Origin of the sequence: Variovorax saccharolyticus (genome assembly GCF_030316765.1) — a bacterium.
Classification (GTDB): domain Bacteria; phylum Pseudomonadota; class Gammaproteobacteria; order Burkholderiales; family Burkholderiaceae_C; genus Variovorax; species Variovorax saccharolyticus.
Genome location: NZ_JASZYT010000004.1, coordinates 159913 through 182528 on the forward strand (window position 1 = coordinate 159913; position 22616 = coordinate 182528).

The window sequence follows — 22616 nt, forward strand, 5'->3', positions numbered from 1 at the left end:
TCCAATATGAAAAACGTCATTCAATTAGTCGGAAGACAGGTCCCTCGCCGGACCGGCGAATGACCGAGGCGGGCCGACAGCTTGCGGGCGGCCTGCAGCAGCGCGGCCGGCACCGGGCCGTCCCACTCCGGCGCGAGCAGGTCGGCGCGGCAGGTGGTGGACAGGGCCAGCACCATCTGCCCGCTGGCGTCGAACACCGGTGCGCTGAAGGCGTTCACGATGACCTGGTGGCGCTGCGAGGGCGCCGCGCCCACCGCGCGGGCGATGCCATGCTCGCGGCTCTCGGCGATGCTGCACGCCAGCCGTCCGTTGTCGGGGTCGCCCGAGACCGCCCGGCTCTCCAGTTCGCGCGCCACGGCCGCCGCGATTGAATCTGCGTCCATGAAGGCGGCGAAGGCACGCCCGGTGGCGGACTGCGTGAGGCTCACGACCACGCCGGTCTGCAAGTGGGGGCTGACCGGATGCTGCGACGCTTCCCAACGAACGATGGTGGGGCCGTGGCTGCCCCAGACGGCCAGCCCCAGCGTCCGTTGCCCGATCTCCTCGCAGATCTGGGGCAGGGCGGCGCTGGCGAGCCGGACCGCCTCCAGCGCCGGCAGGGTGGAGGCGCCTTCGACACCGGCGACGCGGCCGCCGAGGTCATGGGCGAAGGTGACCTTGTAGCGGCCATCGCCGAAGGCGAGCGAGTCGCGCGGCGCGCGGTCGATGTGCTCCACCTGGCCGATGAACACGGTGTGGTCGCCGCCCGGATAGGCGGCCACCTTGACGCACTCCAGGTAGGCGGCGCTGCCGTCGATGATCGGAACGCCGCCCAGACCCGGGCGCACCGCGATGCCGCTGAACTTGTCGTCGCCGGACTTCGCGAACTGGTTGGCCACGTGCACCTGGTCGTCCGCCATGATGTTGACCACGAAGCGCTCGGCGTCGCGGAAGGCATGGTGGCTGGTCGACTTCATCGACTGGCTCCACAGGATCAGCGGCGGGTCCAGCGACACCGAGCTGAACGAATTGGCGGTCACGCCGTAGGGCTTGCCGGCGTCGTCGATGGTGGTCACGACCGTCACGCCGGTCGGAAAGGCGCCCAGCACCTGGCGAAGTTGTCGGCTGTCGAAGTCCATCTTGAGTCTCCTGAATGACGTGGTTCGCTTGAATGAAGGGCAGTTTAGGAAGGGGGTCTGCGCCTCACAAATCGCCAGCGTCAATGGATCTATACGCTGCGGCAATGAGTGAACGGCGGGCGCCGCGGCGGCGAATTATTCGCGGCGGCTATAGGTTCATCACAGCGCAGAAATTGACCGTCCGGCAGGGCCGAACGAATACTCGATCGCACCTGCTACAGGGGACGAACTCTTCGCTCAAAGGAAAGCTGCTCGATGAACACCACCGCACGTCAGATGACGCTCATTGCATTCATGCAGGCCCAGAACTGCACCAACTACGCCGGCTCGTGGCGCCATCCGTCGAGCATGACGGACTACCTTTCGCCCGAGTACTACCAGCGCATCGCCCGCACGCTGGAAGAGGGCAAGTTCGACATGGCCTTCTTCGACGACCGGCTGGCCATGCCCGACATCTACGGCGACAGCCATCGCGAGACCGTGGCGCAGGGCGTGCGGGCGATCAAGCTCGAGCCGACCTCGGTGCTGATGGCGATGGCCATGGCGACCTCGAGGCTCGGCCTCGGCGCGACCTACTCCACGACCTACTACGAGCCCTTCCACGTCGCGCGGCTCTACGCCACGCTCGACCTCATGACGAAGGGCCGCGTGGCGTGGAACGTGGTCACCTCGATGAACGATTCCGAGGCCGCGAACTTCGGCCATTCGGAGCATCTGGAGCACGATCTGCGCTACGACCGCGCCGACGAGTTCATGGAGGTCGTCATGGGCCACTGGGACACCTGGCAGGACGGAGCGATCGTCTCGGACAAGTCGACCGGCCGCTTCGCGGACCCCGACAAGGTGAGCCGGCTCGACCATCAGGGCCGCTTCTTCAAGTCGCGCGGCCCGCTGTCGGTGCCGCGCTCGCAGCAAGGCCATCCCGTGATCCTGCAGGCCGGCCAGAGCGGCCGCGGCCTCGCATTCGCATCGCGCTGGGCCGAACTGGTGTTCGCCAAGTACCCGACGCTCGAAAACGGCAAGAAGCAGTACAAGGCGCTCAAGGACGGCATCGCGAGCGCGGGCCGCGACCCGGCCTCGGTGCGCATCGCGCCCGAACTCAAGATCATCGTGGCCGAGACGGAGAGCCTGGCGCGCGAGAAGCGCGACCTGATCGCCAGCCTCTCGCGCCCGATCGACGGGCTGACGATGATCGGCGAGACGCTGAACATCGATTTCTCGGGACGGCCCTACGACGAGCCCTTCACCGACGCCGAGCTGGCGGCTGTGTCCTGGCAGAGCCTGCGCGACAAGGTGGTGCACGTCAGCGGCAAGAAGAATCCTTCGGTGCGCGACTTCGTCGAGGCCTCGGGCCGCGGCACGCTCAACGACGGGCCCTGCTTCGTGGGCACCGGCGCGCAGGTGGCCGACCAGATGCAGGAGTGGTTCGAGAGCGCCTGCGACGGCTTCGTGCTCTCGGCCACCGAGGTGCCGGGAACCTACGAGGACATCGTCCGCCTGGTCGTCCCGGAGCTGCAGAAGCGCGGCCTGTTCCGCAAGGACTACGCGGGTGCGACGCTGCGCGAGAACCTCGGCATCGCACGCCCCCGCGCCGGCGACTGGCGGCGGGTCGGCTGATGGCGGCGAGAAATCCCATGACAGAAAAGACGGTACGGATGATGTCGGCCAGCGGCATCCTGGGCTATGGCTTCCCCGAGAGCTCACTCGAGGCCGCGCTGGCGCGCAAGCCGCACATGATCGGTGTCGACGGCGGCAGCTCCGACCCCGGCCCGCACTACCTGGGCTCGGGCAAGACGCTCAACTCCCGCCTGGCGATGAAGCGCGACCTGTCGCTGCTGCTGCGCGGGGCCCTCCGCAATGGCATCCCGATGATGGTCGGCACCTGTGGCGGCGCGGGCGGCGAGCCCCACCTGCAAGCCTGTGCCGACATCATTCGCGAGGTGGCGCGCGAACACCGCCTGGACTTCAAGATGGCGCTGATCCACGCGGAGCAGGACAAGGGCTTCCTGCTGGAGCAGCTGGAGGCCGGCAAGGTGCGGGCGCTCGGCAATGCGCCCGCGCTGCGGCCGCAGGACATCGCGGGCGCCGAACGCATCGTCGGCATGATGGGGCCCGAGCCCTATCGCGAAGCGCTGGCGGCCGGCGCGCAGGTCATCCTCGGCGGCCGCGGCACGGACCCGGCGCCCTGGGTGGCGCTGGCGATGCACCACGGCCTGCCGCCGGCACCGGCCTGGTACGCCGGCAAGATGCTCGAATGCGCGTGCAATGCGGCGATCCCGAAGAAGCACGACTGCCTCCTGGTCACGGTGGGCGAGGACTTCGTCGAGGCCGAACCGCTCAATCCGGAGCTGCGATGCACGCCGATGTCGGTCGCCGTGCAGGCCCTGCACGAGAACGCCAGCCCGGTGATCCGCTACGAGCCGGGCGGCGTCGTCGATTCGACGAACTGCCGGATCGAGGCGGTGAACGATCGCGTGGTGCGGGTCAGCGGCATGGAATGGAAGCCGGCCGCCTACTCCGTCAAGCTCGAGGGCGCGCGGCGCGTGGGCTTCAGCGCGATGGCCATCGCGGCGACCCGCGACCCGGGGCTGATCGGCCAGATCGACAGTTTCCTGGAGTTCGTCCGCGGCTCGACGGCGACCAAGGTCGGCGCGCTGGACATCGCGCCGGAAGACTACCGGCTGGTGCTGCGGGTCTACGGCCGCGACGGGGTCATGGGCGCATGGGAGCCGACCCGGGATGCGAAGCCGGTGGAGCTCGCGATCATCGCGGAGGTCGTGGCCGCCACCCAGGAGATCGCCAATGCCGCGCTGTCGCTCGCGCGTGTGACGCTGCTGCACTCGGACTTCCCGGGGCGCATGTGCAGGGAAGGGAACATGGCGTTTCCGTTCTCGCCGTCCGACATCGAGCGCGGCGCCATCTACGAGTTCATGCTGCAGCACGTGATCGAGATCGAAGATCCGCTGTGCATGTTTCCGATCGAGTACGAGCAAGTCCGAGGATCCGCATGACCCGTCTCAAAGACATCGCCAAGGCCTGCAAGAGCAAGAACGCGGGCCCGTTCCACATCACGCTCGACATCATGTTCGATGATGCGCAGCTCTTCGATCGCGTGCGCGCAACGGGCGTGATCACCCCGGCGCTCATCGCGCACCTCTACCGCGTGCCGGTCGAGTCGGTGCTGTTCACGGAGTACCCTCCCGCCCTGGCATGGAAGGCCACCATCGCACGCCGGATCGCGTCCGGGGCGGTGGGCGATACCGACGTCTACGGGGCGCAGCAGCATGCGCCGCTGCTCGACATCGAGGTGCCGCTGTGAAGCGCGAACAAGCTCAGAATCTTCAACCGCCCATGAACACATCCAACACTTCTTCCCAGGTCGGAAACATCGCCTCGGCCCTGGCTGACTTTGCCGCCGGCCTCACCGCCTCCGAGGTGCCCGAAGCGGTCTGGACCAAGTCGGTCCATCACATCGTCGACGGCATCGGCCTGGCCTTCGCCTCCCACCAGTTCCCGTTCGCTGCGCCCGGACTGGCGGGCATCGCGGCCGCGGCCGGCGTCGGCGAGGGCACGGTCATCGGCAGCAATCGCCGCCTGGCGCCGCGCGATGCGGCCATGGCCAACGGCTTCCTGATGCACGGCCTGGATTTCGATGACACCCATCCGGCGAGCATCGTGCATCCGACCGTGGCCTGCCTTCCCACGGCGCTGGCCGTCGGCGAGGCCACCGGCACGAACTGGGGCGAGCTGGTGGCCGCCTACGTTGCCGGCATGGAAACCTGCATCCGCCTGGGGCAATCGGTGAACGGCGGCTTCCATCACGCGGGTTTCCACGCCACGGGGCTGCTGTCGCACTTCAGCGCCGCCGTCGTCGCCGGCAAGCTGCTGGGCCTGCGCGCCGAACAGCTGGTCGATGCGCAGGGCATCGCCGCGAGCACGGCCTCGGGCGTTCAGGTCTTCCTGGAGAACGGCGCCTGGACCAAGCGCATGCATCCGGGCTGGGGCGCCCTGGCCGGCATCACGGCGGCGCACATGGTGCAGCATGGGTTCGCGGCGCCCCAGCGGCCCTACGAGGGCCGCTTCGGCTTCTTCGAGACCCACATGCAGGCGCATGCGAACGAGGTCGACATGGCTTCGATCGCCGAAGGCCTGGGCAGCCGCTGGACCATCCTCGACACGGCCATCAAGCCATACCCGGTCTGCCACTTCATTCACGGCTGCGCCGAAGCGGCCCTGCAGCTGCATGCGCTGATCCGCGACCCGTCGCAGGTCCAGGCGATCCGCTGCGAGCTGCCGGCCGCCACGATTCCGATCGTCGCCGAGCCGGCCGCGGCGAAGAAGCTTCCGCGCAGCGACTACGAGGCGAAGTTCAGCACCCCTTTCGTGGTCGCGGCCTGCCTGCTTCGGGGCCGCTTCGGCCTGGCCGAGCTCAACGACGAGAGCCTGCGCGATCCCTCGATCCTCGCCATGGCCCAGCGGGTCGAGTGTGTCGAGGAACAGGGCTCGCAGTTCCCGAAGTTTTTCTCGGGCGCGGTGACGGTGCGCCTCGCCTCGGGCGAGGTGCTTACGCGCCGCGTGCCGGTCAACCTGGGCAGCGGCGAGCGCGCCTTGTCGCGCGAGGACATCGTCGCCAAGTTCCGCGGCACGGCGGGCATCGGCCTCGAGGATGCCCGCGTCGCCCGCGTGCTGGACCTGCTGCTGTCGGCCACGCCGGGCACGCCGGTGCGCACGATCGCCGCGGCGCTGCGCGGTTGATGCGGGCCGGCGTGCGTGGGCCCCAGGCCTTTGCGATAAGCTCGCGATCCCGTTTCGCAGCGAGTTCCCATTGAGTCGCCATCCGCACCTGCGCTTTCACCTGCCTGAACTGGAGACCTTCCTCGTGGTCCTCGAGGAAGGCAGCTTCAGCCGCGCGGCGGAGCGGCTGTGCGTTTCGCAGCCGTCGGTGTCCAGCCGCGTGAAGAGGCTCGAGAACGTGCTGCGCGTCAAGCTGATCGAACGCACCACGCGCAGCGTCGAAGCGACTGCCGACGGCAAGCTGCTCAAGGCGGCAGCCGAGGAGGCGCTGTCGGGCCTGTATGCGGTGCTGCACCAGTTCCGCGACCGCTCGGAGGCGGCGAGGAACCGCGTGGTGATCGCGGCCACGCCGATGATCTCGGCGACGTTCATGCCGCGCATCATCCACTCCTACAGCGAGCGCTTCCCCGACGTGCAGGTGGTGCTGCGCGACATGCCCTTCGAGATGCTGCTCAAGTGCATCGGGGACGGCACCGCCGACATCGGGGTCACGGCGGTCGACGGCGACTACGACCACCTCTTGTTCCAGCCGCTGGCCGAAGAAGACGTGGTGCTGGTCGTGCCGGCCAAGCACCCGCTGGCCAAGCAGGAGCACGTGGTGGTCGAGATGATCCTGCCCTATCGCATGATCTTCCTCGACCGCTACACCAGCCTGCGCGAGCGCCTCTCGGGCGAGTTCGCGCGCCATGGCGCCGTGCTCGAGGCCAGCACCGCCTCGACCCTGCCGACCCTCATGGGCATGATCGATACCGGCAGCTGCGTCACCTTCCTGCCGCGATCCATGGCGCAGATCAACGCCAGGGAGTCGAGGGCGATCGTCGAGATCGCCGACTTCCGCGCGGTGCGCAGCTACGGCAGCATCACGGCGCGCAAGACGGCGCTGACGAGCGCCGTGCAGAGTTTCCGCGACCACCTCCACCGCGAGTTCGAGCCGCTGGTCTGAGCCGCAGGCTGCGTGCTCGGCGCGTTGCCTCGCGCCGGCGCGGGCCTGCGTGCGTGTGTGCCTCTCGTGCGATGCGCGCAGTCTTATTCACTCGGGCAATAAATGCATACGCATTGTTGATTGTCCTTCTCCGAGGCACGCCAAGAGAATTGTGCGTGGCCCATCGAAAGTCATCGATGGCGCGAATCAACTTCCACTGGAGACAACATGAATCTGATGACTCGCAGCGCCCTCGGCGCCATGGTGCTGGGTGCTTTCACGCTGCAAGCGGCGGCACAGGAAACAGTCAAGATCGGCGCGCTGGTCACGCTGTCCGGCCCCGGCGCCGCCTGGGGCCAGGCGATGAAGAACGCCGCCGAACTTGCGGCCGACAAGGTGAATGCCGCCGGCGGCCTGGAGGTCGGCGGCAAGAAGTACCGCGTGGAAGTCGTCGCCTACGACGACAAGTACCAGGCCGGAGAAGCGGTCACGGTCGCCAACCGGCTGGTGTTCGAGGACAAGGTCAAGTACATCATCGGCCCCACCGGCTCGGCGCCGACGCTGGCCGTGCAGCCCATCACCGAGAAGAACCAGGTCATCACGTCGACGCTGGGCTTCACCAACAAGGCGATGGGCGCCGAGAAGCCCTTCAGCTTCCGCCCGGTGGTCACGACCTACGAGTTCTCGGAGCCGCAGATCTCGTGGATGGTGCGCACGCTCGGCGTCCGCAAGGCCGGCGGCCTGTTCCCCAATGACGAGTCCGGCCAGGTCATCGCCCGCGACCTGGAGGCAGCCTACAAGAAGAACGGCGCCGAGCTGGCGGTCAAGGAGTCCTTCGAGCGCGACCGCGTCGACTTCGTGCCGCTGATCACGCGCATGCTGTCGCGCGGCATCGACACCATCGAGCTCGACGGCAATTCGCCGGGCACCGCCGGACTCATCACCAAGCAGGCGCGCGAGCTGGGCTTCAAGGGCCGGATCGTGCGCACCGGCGGCCCGGCAACGGCCGAGCTTGTGACCGTCGCCGGCAAGGAGGCGGCGGAAGGAATGATCGTGCATGCCGTGATCGATCCGGGCCTGAAGACCACCGTGGCCTATGTCGATGCCTACACCGCGAAGTACAAGACCGCGCCCAACGGCTTCAGCCCGTCGTACTACGACTTCACGAACATGCTGTTCGAGGCGATGCGCCGGGCCGGCACGGTGAGCGACTCCGGCAAGGTCCGGGTCGAGCTGGAGAAGATCGCCGACTTCCCCGGCGTGCTGGGCAAGCTGAACTGGACCGGCAAGTCGAACTATGGCGTCGATCACCAGCTCGCGGTGCCCTTCTATGTCGCCGAGATCAAGAACGGCGTCGAGGTGATCCGTGCCCGCTGCACGGTCGCCGAAGGCTGCAACTGATCCGGCCCGGGTTCCACATGGACTGGCATCTATTGATAGGGCAGGCGACGGTCAACGGGCTGATCGTCGGGCTTCTCTACCTGCTCATGGCAGTGGGCTTCACGCTGGTGTTCGGCGTGATGCGGATGGTGAACTTCGCGCATGGCGAGTTCTACATGCTGGGCGCGTTCGCCGCCTATTTCTTCACGACCCGGCTGGGCATTGCGTTCCTGCCCTCGGTGGCGCTGAGCTTCGTGGCGGCGATCGTGGTCGGCAGCTTGCTCGAGTGGTTCATCCTGAAGCCGTTCCGCAAGGACGAGCTCAACGGCATGATCGTCACCATCGGGCTGGCGATGATCCTGCAGAACGTCGCCTTGATGAGCTTCGGCCCCGATCCGGTGTCGATGCCATCGATCGCGTCGGGCGCGACGACCATCCTCGGCATCACGGTGGCGAACTCGCGCGTGTACGTGGTCGGCTTCGCGGTCGTCGTGCTGCTGCTGCTCTATGCGTTCCTGCGCCACTCGCGCGGCGGCCGCGGCCTGCGCGCGGTGGTGGAGGACTCGGAGACCGCCGCCATCCAGGGCGTGCGCGCCCGCATCTACTACCCGCTCGGCTTCGGCATCGGCGTGGGACTGGCGGCGATCGGCGGCGCGCTGATGGCGCCGCTGTTCTCGGTGTCTCCGTTCATGGGCCAGACGCCGCTGCTGAAGGCCTTCATGGTGGTCATCCTGGGTGGCCTGGGCAGCATTCCCGGCGCCGCCATCGCCGGGCTCAGCCTCGGACTGCTGGAGAGCTACTCGACGCTGTTCCTGAGCACCAGCACCGCGGACATGCTGATCTTCCTGCTCGTGATGGTGGGGATGCTGGCCTTCCCGCGCGGCCTGATCGGCAGGGGGGAGGCCTGACATGACGACTCAAACCATCGAACGCGCGGCCGCGCCGCGCGGCTTGGGCATGCCTCGCGGCCGCCAGCTGGCCATCGCCGGCGCCATCGCGGCGGCCGTGGCCGCCGCCTGGCCGTGGACGGCGGGACAGTTCGTGCTGCACCTGGCCATCCTCGCCTGCATCAACATCGTGATCGTCAACGGGCTCTCGCTGATCGACCGCTGCGGGCAGCTGTCGTTCGGGCATTCGGCACCGGTGGCGCTCGGCGCCTATGGCTCGGTCCTGTTCTCGACGCTGTTCGGCCTGGGGACGATCGCCGCGGCCGCGCTGTCGCTGGTCGCCGGCGCGCTGCTGGCGGGGGCGCTCGGATGGGTGATCCTGCGCCTTCGCGGCGTCTACTTCGTGCTGGTCACCTTCGCTTTCGCCGAACTGGTGCGGCTGGTGCTGCTCGACGCGGCGTCGGTCACCGGCGGCGCCAACGGCATCGCGGGGATACCGCCGTTGAGCATCGGCGGCTTCGCCTTCGACAGCCGCGAGCGCTTCTATGCGCTGGCGCTGGCGCTGGCGGTCGCCTCGGTGGGGTTCATGGTCTGGTTCTTCGCCCGCCCGCTGGGCCGCGCCATGACGGCGGTCGCGGCCAATCCGGCACTGGCGGAGTCGACCGGCCTGAACGTGCAGCGCCTGCAGGTCGTCGCCTACATCGGCGGCAGCATGCTGGCTGCGCTGGGCGGCGTGCTGACCGCGCGCTATGTCGGCTTCATCTCGCCCGAGTCCTTCGGCACCAGCGCGTCGGTGGCGTTCATCACGATGCTCGTGATCGGCGGGCGCAAGTCGCTGTTCGGCCCGATGCTCGGCGCGCTGGTGCTGACGCCGCTGCCCGAGCTCTTTCGCGGCGCGGTGCAGACGCAGCACATCTTCTATGGCGCCGCGCTGATCCTGATCCTGCGCTTCCTGCCCGGCGGGATCGCCGGGCTGCTGAGCCTCAGGGCCGCACGAGGAGCCGGCCGATGAGCGCGATGCTGGAGATCCACGGCCTGTCGAAGCAGTTCGGCGGACTGGCGGCGGTCAAGGACCTGTCCTTCCAGGTCGGGCGCGGCGAGATCGTCGGGCTGATCGGGCCCAACGGCGCCGGCAAGACCACTGCCTTCAACACCATCAGCGGCGTGCTGCCGCCGACCCGCGGGCGCGTGCTGCTCGACGGCAAGGACGTGACCGGCCGCCGGCCCAGCGCCATCGTCGCCTCAGGCCTGGCCCGTACCTTCCAGTCGACCACGACTTTCTCCGAAGAGACGGTCGAGAAGAACATCGAGTTCGCCTTGCTGTCGCGCATCGAGGGCTCCGCGCCGCAGCGGCTGATGCGGCGCACCCACGGGCTGCTGGCGCCGCAGGCCCTGGCCGGCGAGGTCGACAAGATCCTCGACATCGTGAACATGCAGGCGTGGCGCGAAGTGCCGGCGGGCACGCTGGCCTATGGCCTGCAGAAGAAGCTCGGCATCGCGATCGGGCTCGCGGCCAAGCCCTCGGTGCTGCTGATGGACGAGCCCGCGGCGGGCCTCAACCACGAGGAATGCAACGAGCTGACGCGGCTGCTGCGCAAGCTGCAGAAAGAGCAGGGGCTGACGCTGCTGCTGGTCGAACACCACATGGCCATCGTGATGGAAGTCTGCGAGCGCATCGTGGTGCTGGTCCATGGCGAGAAGATCGCCGAGGGCAGCCCCGAGCAGATCCGCGCCAATCCGGCGGTCGTCGAAGCCTACCTTGGAGCGCCTGACTATGCCCATGCTTGAAGTCGAGAAAGTGCATGTGCACTACAAGCTGATGGAGGCTGTCCGATCGGTGAGCTTCCGCGTGAACAGGGGCGAGCTGGTCGCGCTGATCGGATCCAACGGCGCGGGCAAGAGCAGCACGCTCAAGGCCATCGCGGGCAGCGTGCCGATGAGCAGCGGCGCGATCCGCCTCGACGGCGAGCCGATCCACGGACTCGGGCCCGAGCAGCGGGTGCAGCGCGGCATCGCGCTGTCGCCCGAAGGCAGACGGCTGTTCGGGCGCATGACCGTGCTGGAGAACCTGCTGGTCGGTGCGCACACCATCAAGTCGGCGGGCGAGCGTTCGGAATCGCTGCGGCAGGTCTATGCGCTCTTTCCGCGCGTGCACGAGCGCCGCAGCCAGCTGGCGGGCTCGCTCTCGGGCGGCGAGCAGCAGATGGTCGCGATCGGCCGCGCGCTGATGGCGCGGCCGAGGCTGCTCATGCTCGACGAGCCCTCGCTCGGCATCGCGCCCAAGGTGGTGGCGGAAATCGCCGATGCGATCCGCAAGCTCAATGCGGGCGGCATGTCGATCGTGCTGGTCGAGCAGAACGCGAGGCTGGCGCTGAAGCTCGCCCACAACGCCTATGCGCTCGAACATGGCGAGGTCGTGAAGTCGGGCAAGGGCGCGGAGCTGCTCGATGATCCCTCCATCCGCAAGGCCTACCTCGGAGTCTGAGCATGACGGAATCGGCCTTGACCCCGACACTGCAGCAGGTCGCGCACCGCCAGGCCGATCCGGCCTGGCTGGCGGCGAGCCGCGAAGAGGCGCTGGAGCCGGACCTGCCGATGGTGGATGCCCACCATCACTTTTCCGAGCATTGGGGCGGCTACCTGCCCGACGACCTGCTGGCCGACGTGGCCGGCCACGACATCCGCGCCACGGTCTACGTGCAATGCGGCTGGCGCTACCGCAGCGACGGCCCGGAGCCGCTGCGGCCGGTGGGGGAGACGGAGTCGGTGCTGGCCGTCGCGCGCCAGGCGAACCTCGCCCAGCGCCGGACCCGGGTCGCCGCGGCCATCGTCGGCTATGCGGACCTGCGGCTGGGCGAGGCGGTCGACGAAGTGCTGGCCGCGCAGGTGGCCGCCGGCGCGGGGCGTTTCAGGGGCGTGCGCAACAGCGCTGCCTACCACGCGGAGTTCAGGCATGGCGTGCTGCCGCGCCCGATGCCGAAGCTGTATGCCGACGCCGCGTTCCGCGAGGGCTATGCCTGCCTGGAAAGGCGGGGCCTGAGCTTCGATGCATGGATCTATCACACGCAACTGCAGGAGGTGTTCGATCTGGCGTGCGCGTTCCCGCGCGTTCCGCTGGTCCTCGATCACATCGGCGGATTGCTCGGCGTGGCCAGCTACCAGGGGCGGCAGGGTGCGGCGCTGCAGGAGTGGCTGCCATGGATGAAGCGGCTGGCCGGATGCCCGAACGTCGTCGTCAAGCTCGGCGGCCTGGGGACGGCCGTGTTCGGCTTCGATTTCGTCGGCCGGGCGATGCCGCCGTCGTCACGCGAACTGGCCGAGGCCTGGAGACCGGTCTTCGAGCCGGTGCTGGAACTGTTCGGGCCCGAGCGCTGCCTGTTCGAGAGCAACTTCCCGGTCGATCGCAGTTCCGCCAGCTATGGCGTGGTCTGGAACGCGCTCAAGCGCATCGCGTCCGGCGCGAGCAGGGAGCACAAGGCGATGCTCTTTCACGACAACGCGGTCCGGGTCTACGGCATCGACCTCGCCGCAGCATGATGCGCTGGCTGCGGGAGCTCGGCGCCTCGCTCCATCGGCTGGTGGTCGGCTCGGGGGCCCTGGCCGAGGCGGCGTACCGCGTGCCGCCCGCGGCTCAGGATCGCGGCGCGCCGCCGCCCAGCGCCGACGTGAACAGCCGCTTGCCGCGTGCGCGCAGCAGCGTCACCAGCCGCTGCGCCGCCGGCGACAGATAGCCCTCCTTGCGATAGGTGACGCCGAGATGGCGTCGCAGGGTCGTCTCCTTCAGCGGCACCTCGCGCAGCGCGCTGGCCGTGCCGCTGGCGTTCAGCGTGTGGCGCGACAGGAAGCTCAGCAGATGGGTGCGTGCGATCAGGCGCGGCAGCAGCGGAATCGAGTTGGCGTCGATCTGCGCCCTCGGGGTCGGCAGGCCGCGTGACTGGAAGGCAGCGTCGAGCCACTGCCGGCTCACGATGGTGTTGACCGGCAGCACCCAGCGCCAGGCGAGCAGCGACTCCATGGTGATCCGCGGCAGATCGAAAACCGGGTGGTCCGGGCTGGTCGCCACCACCACCACGTCCTCGACGATCGAGTGCGTGACGAAGTCATCGTCATGCTCGGGCATCAGGCCGATCAGCAGGTCGATGCCGCCTTCGCGCAGCCTTTCGCGCAGGGCGATGCTCGGCGCGATCGTGATGTCGATGGTGGTCTCGCTGGCTATCCGGCTCACGCCGGTGGGCGGGCAGGCCGCCGACAAGCTGGGCCGGACCCAGCCGGCGTTGACCAAGGCGGTGCAGCGGCTGGAGGAAGCCTTCGGCGCCACGCTGTTCGAGCGCAAGGGCCGCGGCATCCGGCTCACGCCGGTGGGCGAGGTGCTGCTGGCGCGCGCCCGGCTGCTGCGCGGCGCCACCGAGGAGGCGCTGCGCGAGGTCGGCGACTTCGCCAAGGGCAACGCCGGCCACGTGCGCATCGGCAGCGGGCCGATCCCAGCCGATCACGTGCTGCCGGAGATCTGCAGCCTGCTGCTGGCAGAGGCCAGCGAGACCACCATCGACATCACCATCGCGCCGAGCATCGCGCTGCGCGAACGGCTGCGCGAAGGCGGCATCGACCTGCTCATCGGCCTGATGCCCGAGCACGACGACGACTTCGTGACCCACTCGATCGTGGAGGACGTGGTGGTGGTCGCGACCAGCCCGGACCACCCGGTGTTCGACCTGCCGCGGATCACGATGGAGTCACTGCTGGCCTGGCGCTGGGTGCTGCCGGTGGACACCATCGTGAGCCGGCAGTGGCTCGACGCGGCCTTCCGCTCGCGCGGCCTGCCGACCCCGAAGGCGCAGATCGATGCCAACTCGATTCCGCTGCTGCCGCGGCTGATCGCGCGCACCCACCTGCTGAGCTTCCTGTCGCGCCACACGCTGAACGCCAGCGGGGCGGCCCACGCATTGAGGGAAGTGCCCTTGAAGGAGACGACGCTGCGGCGTCAGCTCGGGGTCACCTATCGCAAGGAAGGCTACCTGTCGCCCGCGGCCCAGCGGCTTGTGGCGCTGTTGCGCTCGCGCGGCGAGAAACTGTTCTTTGCTTCGGCGCTGGAGAATTAGCGACAGGTGTTCGGGGCTATGGTGTGCAAACGCGAGCTGCGTAGGTATGGCTCGGCAGATTGGGATTCAGGCCCTGGATGGCCCCCTTCATGCCCAACGGCAAGCCCCAGCATGTGCTCGGCCTTCTGGGCAGCTTCGAAAAGGCAGCGGCTCGGAATGCGGCCATGCTCACCGCGTTGTCCGAGACGGGTGTGGCGCTTGTGGGGGTGGATCCCTCGATGACTCTTGCCTACCGCGCCGAGTACGCGAAGGCACTGGGTGCCGATCGAGCACCCAAGGTCAGTCTGCCGCAGGAATGGCTCATGCAGCAAAGCGCAAGGCTGCCGAATCTGGCACTTGATCGACGCGACACGTGGAGCCTTCTGCCCCACTGTACGGAGAAAACCAACGCCGCCGTGGCCACAGCCGACTGGATCAAGCTCGGCCGCCGTCTCGGCATCGAGTTGGAGGTCGTGCCCAGTGGGTGCTGCGGCATGGCGGGCCTTTACGGTCATGAGCGCGACAACCGTGCGACCTCCGAGCAGATTTACCGGCTCAGCTGGGAAAAGATCCTCGACGACCCACGGCGAGCTGGCCGCGTTCTCGCAACGGGATACTCCTGCCGTTGCCAGGCGAGCATCATGGGGGGCGTCGAGTTGCGGCATCCGCTGCAGCTGCTGCTGGAGACCTTCAGAAAAATCACCATCAAGGATGAACTGAGATGAAAAAATTCAAGCCATCGATTTCATTGCTTTCAGCCACTCTGGCGTTGGCCGGCTGCGCGACTGCGCCAGGTCCATCCTCGCCATACACGCCCAGCGAGAGGTCGATTCAGTCGCACGTCGACAAGGCCAACGCGGCAGCGGGCAGTGATCTGACGTTCCTGCTTCCGCTTTGCAAGGCCCCGGCGGCAACGGAGCCAGGCCCTGAAGAGATCAACAAGGTCATCGCGACCCAGATTGCGCGCACGGCGCCTGCGCCGATGAAGGTTTTCGACAACCTCTACTTCGTGGGTGCGGCATGGTCGAGCGCCTGGGCGATCGATACCCCCGACGGCATCATCCTCCTGGACGCGTTGAACAATCAGTTCGAAGCCGCGGCGGTGATCGAAGCCGGCCTGCGACGGGTCGGGCTGGATCCCACGCGCATCAAAACGATCGTGGTCTCGCACGGCCATGGCGATCACTACGGCGGCGCGCCCTACCTGGTGGAGAAGTACAAGGCGCGGGTCGTCATGAGCGACCTCGACTGGACGATGACCGAGACCAAGCTCGATTTCGCATCGCCGCTGTGGGGCGCGGCGCCCAAACGGGATGTTTCGGCCCGCGATGGCGAGAAGATCACGCTGGGCGGCACGACGGTCACCTTGTACTTGACGCCTGGCCACACGGTCGGCACGGTGTCGCCGGTCTTCGATGTCACGGCGGCCGGACAACGCCATCGCGTGATGCTGTGGGGTGGCACCGCCTTCAATTTCGGCGACAAGCCCGACCGCCTCAAGAGCTACATCGAGTCCGCCGAACGAATGAAGACGATCGCACGCCAACAAGGCATCGACGTCCTGATCTCGAATCATCCCGGCTGGGACAACGCAGTTCAGAAGATGAGCCAGCTCGCCAAGGCCAGTCAGCCGCATCCCTTCGTGGTGGGCACGCCTGCGGTGGAGCGTGCACTGACCGTGATGAGCGAATGTGCGCAGGCCACCCGCGATCGCTATGCGATTCGGTGATTCGGTGATTCGGCGGCTCCCTCAGGCCAGGAGCTTGTCCGTGCTCATAACTGACGCGTATCCGAAACCCAGCGCAGCCATCGATGCGGCATGCACCTGTGCAGCGGGCACTGCGGTGCCATCGAACTCCAGGTTCATGGTGGCGCACGCGTCGTGCGCGACGGTGACGGGATAGCCGAAGTCGGCAGCCGCGCGGCTGGTCGCTTCGATGCACATGTGGCTCATGGCACCGATCACGACCAGTTCCTTCACGCCTTGTGCATCGAGCAACTCCTTCAGTTGGGTGCCGCGGAACGAGTTCGGGTAGTTTTTGACGATGACCGGCTCGCCGTCCGCTGCCGCCACGGCGGGGATGATCTGCACGCCGGCGGTGCCGGGTGTGAAGACCGGTGCGTCCGGCCGGGCGCCCTCATGGCGGACATGGATGAGCAATTCGCCTTTGGCCCGCGCCGCCGCGATCACGCGGGCGGCATTGGCCAAGGCGGCTTCGAGGCCGACCAGCGGCAGCTTGCCAGTCTGGAGGTATTCGTTCTGGAGATCGACGACGAGGGTGGCGCGTTTGGTCATGTGGTGGCGTCCTTCTTTCAATGGGCCTTGGGTTCATCGGCTGGATGCGTGCGAATCGGGATCCGGTTTTCGCGCCGCGCAGGCTGAATTCTCGGGAAGCCCCGGCCATCGCACCATTGGCCTGAATGACTGCGTTCGAAAGAATCGGGCCAAAATGCGGTATGCAGCCCCTCCGTGTCGCCGTGCTCGCCTTCGATGGCGTCAGCCTGTTCCATCTCTCCGTGCCCGGCATCGTTTTCGGCGTGCAGCCACCACCCGATGACCTGCCGAAGTACGCAGTGGGGTACTGCGCACTCACGCCCGGCCGCGTGCGATGCGATCAGGGAATGGAATTGGAGGTGCCTGGCGGTCTGGATGCGATGGTCGCAGCCGACATCGTGGTGGTGCCCGCCTGGAACCACCCCGAGATCGCGGCGCCTCTCGCGCTGACGGATGCACTGCGCCAAGCCCACGCGCGCGGTGCCCAGGTCATCGGTCTGTGCCTGGGTGCGTTCGTGCTGGGGGATGCGGGCCTGCTCGATGGTCGGCGTGCGACCACCCATTGGGCCTGCCGCGAACTTTTCGCCCAGCGCTTTCCCAAGACGCACTTCCATCCCGATGTGCTGTATGTCGATGATGGCAACGTCATCACGTCGGCCGGGACCGTCGCGGCCATCGACTGCTGTCTGCACATCCTGCGCTTGCGCCACGGGACCGATGTCGCCAACCGCGTGGCGCGCTTGCTGGTGACGCCGCCGCATCGCCAAGGCGGCCAGGCGCAGTACATTGAACAACCCGTTCCTGCCCTGTCGAGCGAGGCGCGCTTGCCCGGGGTGCTGGAGTGGGCGCGCTCGCATCTGTCGGACCCGCTGTCGCTCGATGCGATGGCGGACGTGGCGCGGATGAGCCGGCGAACCTTCACCCGACGCTTTCGCGAAGCCACGGGCGTGACGGTGAGCAAGTGGCTGTCGGCAGAACGCATCGGCAGGGCCCAGCAACTGCTGGAAACCACTGACATGACCATCGAACAGGTTGCGGCGGAAGCAGGTTTCGGCACATCGTTGTCGTTGCGCCAGCACTTTGCCGACCAGGTGCGCACATCACCCTCTTCTTACAGACGGGCCTTTCGCGACGGCAACGTTTGCTGAAGCGAAGTCGCCTCATCCCATCGAGCGCATGAATTGCTGGACGCCTTTCGCCAGCATGTTTGCCAAGCGCGCGTACTGCAAGGTTTCTCAGAATCCGATTTTGCGGGCGCCGGATCTCCCAAGCGCACTTCGGCTTTTGGGTCGCAAAGCAGACATCTAACTTGCTGCCACGAATGTCTGCAACCGCTGCACAACAGCCACACGACGGGCGCTGGTGCGGACAAGCCAGCAGCCTTTCCACGATCACCGGCAGTCCTTTGCTGCCCGCGATCAGAACACCCAATGGATCTTGCCGCGGAGAGCAGGCGTGGCGGTTCCACAGTGCTGCTCGAATCGAAGGTCAATCGACTTCAATTCAGCGCCGACGTAAGTTGCGTCGTCCACAGCGAACCACCCGCGGACCGAACTGCATGCGCGTCCATCGCCGGACGAAAACAGGCCGCCCTTCGCTGGATTGTGGAATGGATAGCCAACCAGATCGCCGTAGTACCCCGGGCGCAACTGGGCCACCCATTCCATGGCCGCGAAGGAGCCGTGCCAAGCGCCATCGATCAAGCCCACCGAAAGCGTTCCTTTATTCGCGAAAACCCTCATGGGTGAACTATCCGGCGAGTAGAGATAGGTCCTTCCAAGGCCAATGTAGTCCCCTGGATCGCTTGTCAGGTAGACATAGTTGCCGCTGGTTGGAACTGCACCGGCCACAGGCTGCCAAAGGCCAGCCGGTGGTGGATTGATTGGCCCAGGCGCTACAGAATTGTCGTAGGCCGTCCAATAGATTTGACCCCGCAGCGCGGCACTGGACCCTTCGCAGTGTTGCTCAAAAGTCAGGTCGATAGCCGTAAGGACGTCATCGACATACTCCACACTCCTGATGGTAAACAAACCCGGGCTGCGGCTGCATCCACGTCCTTCGCCGCCCCAGTCCAGCCCTTCGCTGAACGTGCCCGTCCGCAGCTTTTCCGGCGACGTGCGTATGAAGAAGTCGCCGCTCCAACTCTGATCACCGCGGACGAACACTTGCAGCAGGCCTCCAAGGCTTCTGATGCCAATCACCGAGTTGGCGTGCGTGTAGCCATAGTTCATACCACGACCGATCCTGTCATCCGGATCACTCTGCAACTGGATGGAGGACAGTCTCGTGGGTACCGACTGAACGCAATTCACTTCCACCGTTGTCACGGCAGCTGAGGCAACTCCTCCATAGCTCTGTCTGACCGTGCAGAACATATTGGGAAACTGGGGCTGGGTCTTGACGGTCACCCAATAGTTCGCCCCGCTGGCCACCGGCGTAGTGAACTGAAAGGCACCATTGGCGGTGATGGTCAGGTCATCGCCCGCGTTGTTCATCAAGACCAGCCCATTGCCGCGCAAGCCGCTGACAATGCCGCCGATTGTGTGGCTATTCGTTGCGCACAAGACCGTCACATCGCTCACTTCGGTCTGGACAACCGTGCCGCTGGCGTTGATGACGCTGCACGTCTGTGACGGCCCAGTAGGCTGGGTCCTGACGGTCACTGCGTAGCCTGCCGTGCTGGCCACCGAAGCAGGGAAGCGAAATGCGCCGTCGGTTGCGATAGCGAGATCGTCGCCTCCATTGTTTTGCAGCACCAGGCCACTGCCGGACAAGCCGACGACCGCCCCGCGGACTGAGAAGCTGCGGCTTGAGCACACCACGGACACATTGCTGATCGCAACATCGTTCACCAGGCCGCTGCCAAAACTGACGCTACAAGTTTGCAAGGGCCCATTTGGCTGGCTCTTGACGGTCACCGCGTAGGGCCTCCCGCTGGCGACAGGTTTCAGAAAGCGAAACGACCCGTCAGCCGCGATGGCGAGGTCGTCACCCGCATTGTTTTGCAGGACCAAGCCGCTGCCGCTCAGGCCGGTGACCGTGCCGCTGATGGCATGACCCGCCCCAGCGTTGCTGGGTGTTGTAGGCACGGCGTCGGGCGAAGCAGACGCGACAGGCGTAAGTGGTGGACTAGCGCCGCCCCCTGCGACTGCGGCTCCCCCTCCACCGCCACCACCTCCGCAAGCGACCAATCCCGACACCAAAGCGGCCGCAGCAACTCCCCACGCTAGAGATCCCATCCTTGCCCTCTATCCTGCAAGCGCAGGTGCCAATTAGAACCAGCAGCAAAGATACAAGATGTTGCATTAAATGGCAACAAAAGTATTCATGTTGGATCTCGGTCAGCTCCGCACTTGAATTCCAATCAAACGCCATTTGGCGGAGGGCGGAGGCGCTGCCATCGAGCCAGCATTGCCTGCCTTCCCCCTCGCAAGGACTGGGTCGATCCGCTGGAGTGCGCACATGAAAATGCGAATGCATTATCAATAGTATGATTGTGCCCCTCATGCTTGCCCGCCGCCTGCTTCACTACCTCCTGTCCGCGGCGATCCTGTTCTCGTCTCTCGTGGTTCAGCCTGCGCACCAGGCGCACCACCTGCGCGATGCCGGCACGGCGTTCGGGCAGATGGCGGGAGAGGCCGATTCGCTTCGAGAAGGGGTCGGTGCGACCGACGAAGGCGAAGCGCAAGCCTGCGCAGGGTGTCTCGCCCTGGCATCCCAGACAGCCGTTCTGGCGCAGGTGCTGGCAACGGCCGGCAGCGTGCGGCTCCCTGCGTGTCTGTGCGCCGCGCCGGAGCGGTCGTGGGTGTGTACAGCCGACTGGTGGCGCTTCGCGTCACGCGACCCTCCAGAGAACCGAGCCTGACGGCCCCGGCGCGGGCCGCCCTGGCCCATCGCCATTCCGCCCCCTTGTTCGCCGAGCCTCTTCGCGCGCGGCGCAATTCTCATCGCGTCTTCGATCTGCGCCAGTTGGCGCGGTCGATGACGCCTTCTCGTCTGCTGCACATGTCCTTCCTTTCATGCGTCTGGCGCCAGCCACGGCGCTTGCCCTTGCCTTCCATCCTCTGCGCGCTGGTCTCTGCGCCCTCGATGGCCCAATCTACAGGCCCGTCCGCCGAAACCGAGTTGTCCACCGTCGAAGTCGTCGGCCGAAGCGAGACAGGCACCTACCACGCCGACGAGGTGGCCGGCGCGAAGACCGACATGCCACTGCGCGAGCTGCCGCAGTCCGTGCGCGTCGTCACCCGGCAGGCGATGGACGACCTGGGCGCCACGAAGCTCAACGATGTGCTCGACTACGTGAGCGGCGTGACGCGCATGAACAACTTCGGAGGCCTCTGGGACAACATCGCCATCCGGGGCCTGCCGGGGCACGAGAACACCGGCATGTCGACACTCGTGAACGGCTTCTCCGCCAACCGCGGCTACAACGCGCCGAGGGATCTCGCGGGTGTCGAGCGCATCGAGTTCCTCAAGGGCACCGCGGCCGCGCTCTACGGCAGCAGCGAACCGGGGGGCACGCTCAATGTGGTCTCGAAGCGCCCGCTGTGGCAAGCGGCGAACACCGTCGAGGCCTATGCGGGGAGCTTCGGTCGCATGCGGAGCAGTCTCGACAGCACAGGCCCCATCGGCGAGAACTTCGCCTATCGGCTCAACGTCGCGGTGGAAAATGCGGATGGCTTTCGCGACTACGTGAGTTCCGAGCGCAGGGTCCTTGCGCCGGCGTTCACCTGGAGGCTCGGGCGCGATGCCGCGCTTGAGTACGCGGGCGAGTTCGTGCGCCAGGCGACTCCGCTGGACCGGGGTGTGGTGGCGGTCGGCAATCGCCTCGGTGCCATTCCCCGCACCCGCTTTCTTGGCGAGCCTGCCGATGGCGATGTCACGATAGAGAATCAGCGGCATCAGTTCATCCTGTCGAACGAATGGAGTTCCGGCTGGCGCAGCCGGCTCGGCCTGTCCTATCTCGACACATCGCTCAGCGGATTGAACTCGCAGGCCTCGGGTGCCGTGCGCGCCGACGGCAGCCTGAGTCGCCAGTTGTACTTGCGCGACTACAACTCGCACGACACCGCGCTGCAGGCGGAATTGCAAGGCAACGTTCGCATCGGTACTGTCGAGAACGAGCTGCTTTTCGGCCTGGAGAGTTTTCGCTTCACGATGGACTCGCTGGCGCTGAGTGCCAATCCGACGGCGGCCCAGCCGTACGCGATCAACATCTACCACCCGGTCTACGGCCAGCCCCGTCCGAGGCTCGGCCCCAACACGGACAACGTCGAGCGGCAACGCAACACGGCCTTCTATGTGCAGGACGCGATCAAGCTCGCCGCCGATTGGCGCCTGATCGTCGGTGTGCGCGCCGACAACTACAGGCAGAGCCTGATGAACTACCGCACCGGCAAGCTGGCGCAGCAGGAGCCCACCTCCACGTCGCCGCGTGCGGGCCTGAGCTGGCTGCCGTCGCCCGAGTGGACGGTGTACGCGAACGCCGGTCGCTCGTTCCGCCCCAATGTCGGCTCGGACATCGCCGGCATCGCCTTTTCCCCCGAGACGAGCCGCGCGCTGGAGCTGGGCACCAAATGGGAGAGCATCGACCGGCGCCTCGGCGCGACGGCCGCGCTGTTCGACATCACGAAGCGCAACGTGCTGACCGCCGATCCGCTCAACACGGGCTATTCGGTCGCTGCCGGAGAGGTCCGCAGCCGTGGGATCGAGATGGACTTCAGCGGCCAGCTGACGCGCCATTGGCGCCTGAGCGCGAACCTGATGCTCGACGACGTGGAGATCACCCGGGACAACACGCTGCAGGTCGGCGGCCGCTTGCTGAATGCGCCGAAGGTCATCGGCAGCGTGCTCGCGCTCTATGAAGACGGCCTGGCGAACGGGCAGCGCTACGGCATCGGCGGTGGCGTGACGCATGTGGGCGAGCGCCTCGGCCAGGCGCGCACGCGGGCCGAAGCAAATGCTGGAACCCCGGCCTTCGAGCTGCCGAGCTACACCACCGCCAAGCTGGTCGGCTACTGGCGCTACAGCCCGACCCTGCGTTTCACGCTGGACATCGACAACCTTTTCGACACCACCTACTACCCGAGCTCCTACAGCCGGGTGTGGGTGACGCCCGGAACGCCGCGCAGCCTCACGCTCGGCCTGCAGGCGAAGTTCTGA

Annotated in this window: 21 protein-coding genes; 17 read left to right on the forward strand and 4 right to left on the reverse strand. The window is 66.8% G+C overall.

The features are described 5' to 3' along the window. Nucleotides 1-20 precede the first annotated feature (20 nt). Nucleotides 21-1118 carry a flavin reductase gene (locus QTI45_RS14570; protein WP_286654861.1) on the reverse strand — a complete coding sequence of 366 codons (1098 nt, stop codon included), beginning with the start codon at nucleotides 1116-1118 and terminating at the stop codon, nucleotides 21-23. Nucleotides 1119-1373: 255 nt separating this feature from the next. Here QTI45_RS14570 and QTI45_RS14575 point away from each other — a divergent pair, with 255 nt between their 5' ends. From QTI45_RS14575 to QTI45_RS14625, 11 genes are all read left to right on the forward strand, one after another. Next, nucleotides 1374-2735: an LLM class flavin-dependent oxidoreductase gene (locus QTI45_RS14575; RefSeq protein WP_286654862.1), complete on the forward strand. Its 1362-nt coding sequence runs from the start codon at nucleotides 1374-1376 to the stop codon at nucleotides 2733-2735. Nucleotides 2736-2752: 17 nt separating this feature from the next. Further along, entirely contained in the window at nucleotides 2753-4129 is a 1377-nt protein-coding gene (locus tag QTI45_RS14580) for an acyclic terpene utilization AtuA family protein (protein WP_286654863.1), read from the forward strand. Continuing rightward, nucleotides 4126-4437: a DUF4387 domain-containing protein gene (locus QTI45_RS14585; RefSeq protein ID WP_286370823.1), complete on the forward strand. Its 312-nt coding sequence runs from the start codon at nucleotides 4126-4128 to the stop codon at nucleotides 4435-4437. Before QTI45_RS14580 ends, QTI45_RS14585 begins: the two co-directional genes overlap by 4 nt. A 32-nt stretch (nucleotides 4438-4469) precedes the next feature. Continuing rightward, on the forward strand, nucleotides 4470-5873 hold the full coding sequence (locus tag QTI45_RS14590) for an MmgE/PrpD family protein (protein WP_286654864.1): 1404 nt from the start codon (nucleotides 4470-4472) through the stop codon (nucleotides 5871-5873). A 70-nt stretch (nucleotides 5874-5943) separates the two neighbouring features. Then, complete coding sequence (locus QTI45_RS14595) at nucleotides 5944-6855, forward strand: LysR family transcriptional regulator (protein WP_286370819.1); 912 nt, start codon at nucleotides 5944-5946, stop codon at nucleotides 6853-6855. Nucleotides 6856-7062: 207 nt separating this feature from the next. Further along, on the forward strand, nucleotides 7063-8235 hold the full coding sequence (locus tag QTI45_RS14600) for an ABC transporter substrate-binding protein (protein ID WP_353621306.1): 1173 nt from the start codon (nucleotides 7063-7065) through the stop codon (nucleotides 8233-8235). Nucleotides 8236-8252: 17 nt separating this feature from the next. Further along, nucleotides 8253-9122 (forward strand): branched-chain amino acid ABC transporter permease, encoded by an 870-nt coding sequence (locus QTI45_RS14605; RefSeq protein ID WP_286654865.1) that lies wholly within the window; start codon nucleotides 8253-8255, stop codon nucleotides 9120-9122. Between the two features lies 1 nt (nucleotide 9123). Next, nucleotides 9124-10113, forward strand: coding sequence for a branched-chain amino acid ABC transporter permease (locus QTI45_RS14610; protein ID WP_286370817.1), 990 nt, complete (start codon nucleotides 9124-9126; stop codon nucleotides 10111-10113). After that, the gene (locus tag QTI45_RS14615) at nucleotides 10110-10889 is read left to right on the forward strand and encodes an ABC transporter ATP-binding protein (protein WP_286654866.1); all 780 of its coding nucleotides are present in this window, start codon (nucleotides 10110-10112) and stop codon (nucleotides 10887-10889) included. Before QTI45_RS14610 ends, QTI45_RS14615 begins: the two co-directional genes overlap by 4 nt. Beyond that, on the forward strand, nucleotides 10876-11586 hold the full coding sequence (locus QTI45_RS14620; protein WP_286654867.1) for an ABC transporter ATP-binding protein: 711 nt from the start codon (nucleotides 10876-10878) through the stop codon (nucleotides 11584-11586). The genes QTI45_RS14615 and QTI45_RS14620 overlap by 14 nt, the downstream gene beginning before the upstream one ends. A gap of 2 nt (nucleotides 11587-11588) precedes the next feature. Continuing rightward, the gene (locus tag QTI45_RS14625; protein ID WP_286654868.1) at nucleotides 11589-12638 is read left to right on the forward strand and encodes an amidohydrolase family protein; all 1050 of its coding nucleotides are present in this window, start codon (nucleotides 11589-11591) and stop codon (nucleotides 12636-12638) included. Between the two features lie 94 nt (nucleotides 12639-12732). Here the strand turns inward: QTI45_RS14625 and QTI45_RS14630 are convergent, their stop codons facing one another. Continuing rightward, nucleotides 12733-13326, reverse strand: coding sequence for a LysR substrate-binding domain-containing protein (locus tag QTI45_RS14630; protein ID WP_286654869.1), 594 nt, complete (start codon nucleotides 13324-13326; stop codon nucleotides 12733-12735). Between QTI45_RS14630 and QTI45_RS14635 the strand changes: the two genes are divergently transcribed. From QTI45_RS14635 to QTI45_RS14645, 3 genes are all read left to right on the forward strand, one after another. Beyond that, nucleotides 13274-14200, forward strand: a complete 927-nt coding sequence (locus QTI45_RS14635; protein ID WP_286654870.1) for a LysR family transcriptional regulator — start codon at nucleotides 13274-13276, stop codon at nucleotides 14198-14200. The genes QTI45_RS14630 and QTI45_RS14635 overlap by 53 nt on opposite strands. An 89-nt stretch (nucleotides 14201-14289) precedes the next feature. Further along, the gene (locus tag QTI45_RS14640) at nucleotides 14290-14904 is read left to right on the forward strand and encodes a (Fe-S)-binding protein (RefSeq protein WP_286654871.1); all 615 of its coding nucleotides are present in this window, start codon (nucleotides 14290-14292) and stop codon (nucleotides 14902-14904) included. After that, nucleotides 14901-15908, forward strand: coding sequence for an MBL fold metallo-hydrolase (locus tag QTI45_RS14645; protein ID WP_286654872.1), 1008 nt, complete (start codon nucleotides 14901-14903; stop codon nucleotides 15906-15908). The genes QTI45_RS14640 and QTI45_RS14645 overlap by 4 nt, the downstream gene beginning before the upstream one ends. Nucleotides 15909-15929: 21 nt before the next feature. Here QTI45_RS14645 and QTI45_RS14650 read toward each other — a convergent pair whose 3' ends face one another. Then, nucleotides 15930-16475 (reverse strand): cysteine hydrolase family protein, encoded by a 546-nt coding sequence (locus QTI45_RS14650; protein ID WP_286654873.1) that lies wholly within the window; start codon nucleotides 16473-16475, stop codon nucleotides 15930-15932. Nucleotides 16476-16636: 161 nt separating this feature from the next. Here QTI45_RS14650 and QTI45_RS14655 point away from each other — a divergent pair, with 161 nt between their 5' ends. Next, nucleotides 16637-17602: a GlxA family transcriptional regulator gene (locus tag QTI45_RS14655; protein WP_286655128.1), complete on the forward strand. Its 966-nt coding sequence runs from the start codon at nucleotides 16637-16639 to the stop codon at nucleotides 17600-17602. A gap of 270 nt (nucleotides 17603-17872) precedes the next feature. On the opposite strand, the gene QTI45_RS14660 is transcribed toward QTI45_RS14655, so the two are convergent. Continuing rightward, nucleotides 17873-19543 (reverse strand): hypothetical protein, encoded by a 1671-nt coding sequence (locus QTI45_RS14660; RefSeq protein ID WP_286654874.1) that lies wholly within the window; start codon nucleotides 19541-19543, stop codon nucleotides 17873-17875. Nucleotides 19544-19959: 416 nt separating this feature from the next. Here QTI45_RS14660 and QTI45_RS14665 point away from each other — a divergent pair, with 416 nt between their 5' ends. Continuing rightward, a complete protein-coding gene (locus QTI45_RS14665; RefSeq protein ID WP_286654875.1) occupies nucleotides 19960-20319 on the forward strand; it encodes a hypothetical protein in 360 nt (119 codons plus the stop codon). A gap of 140 nt (nucleotides 20320-20459) precedes the next feature. Next, a complete protein-coding gene (locus tag QTI45_RS14670; RefSeq protein WP_444813285.1) occupies nucleotides 20460-22616 on the forward strand; it encodes a TonB-dependent siderophore receptor in 2157 nt (718 codons plus the stop codon).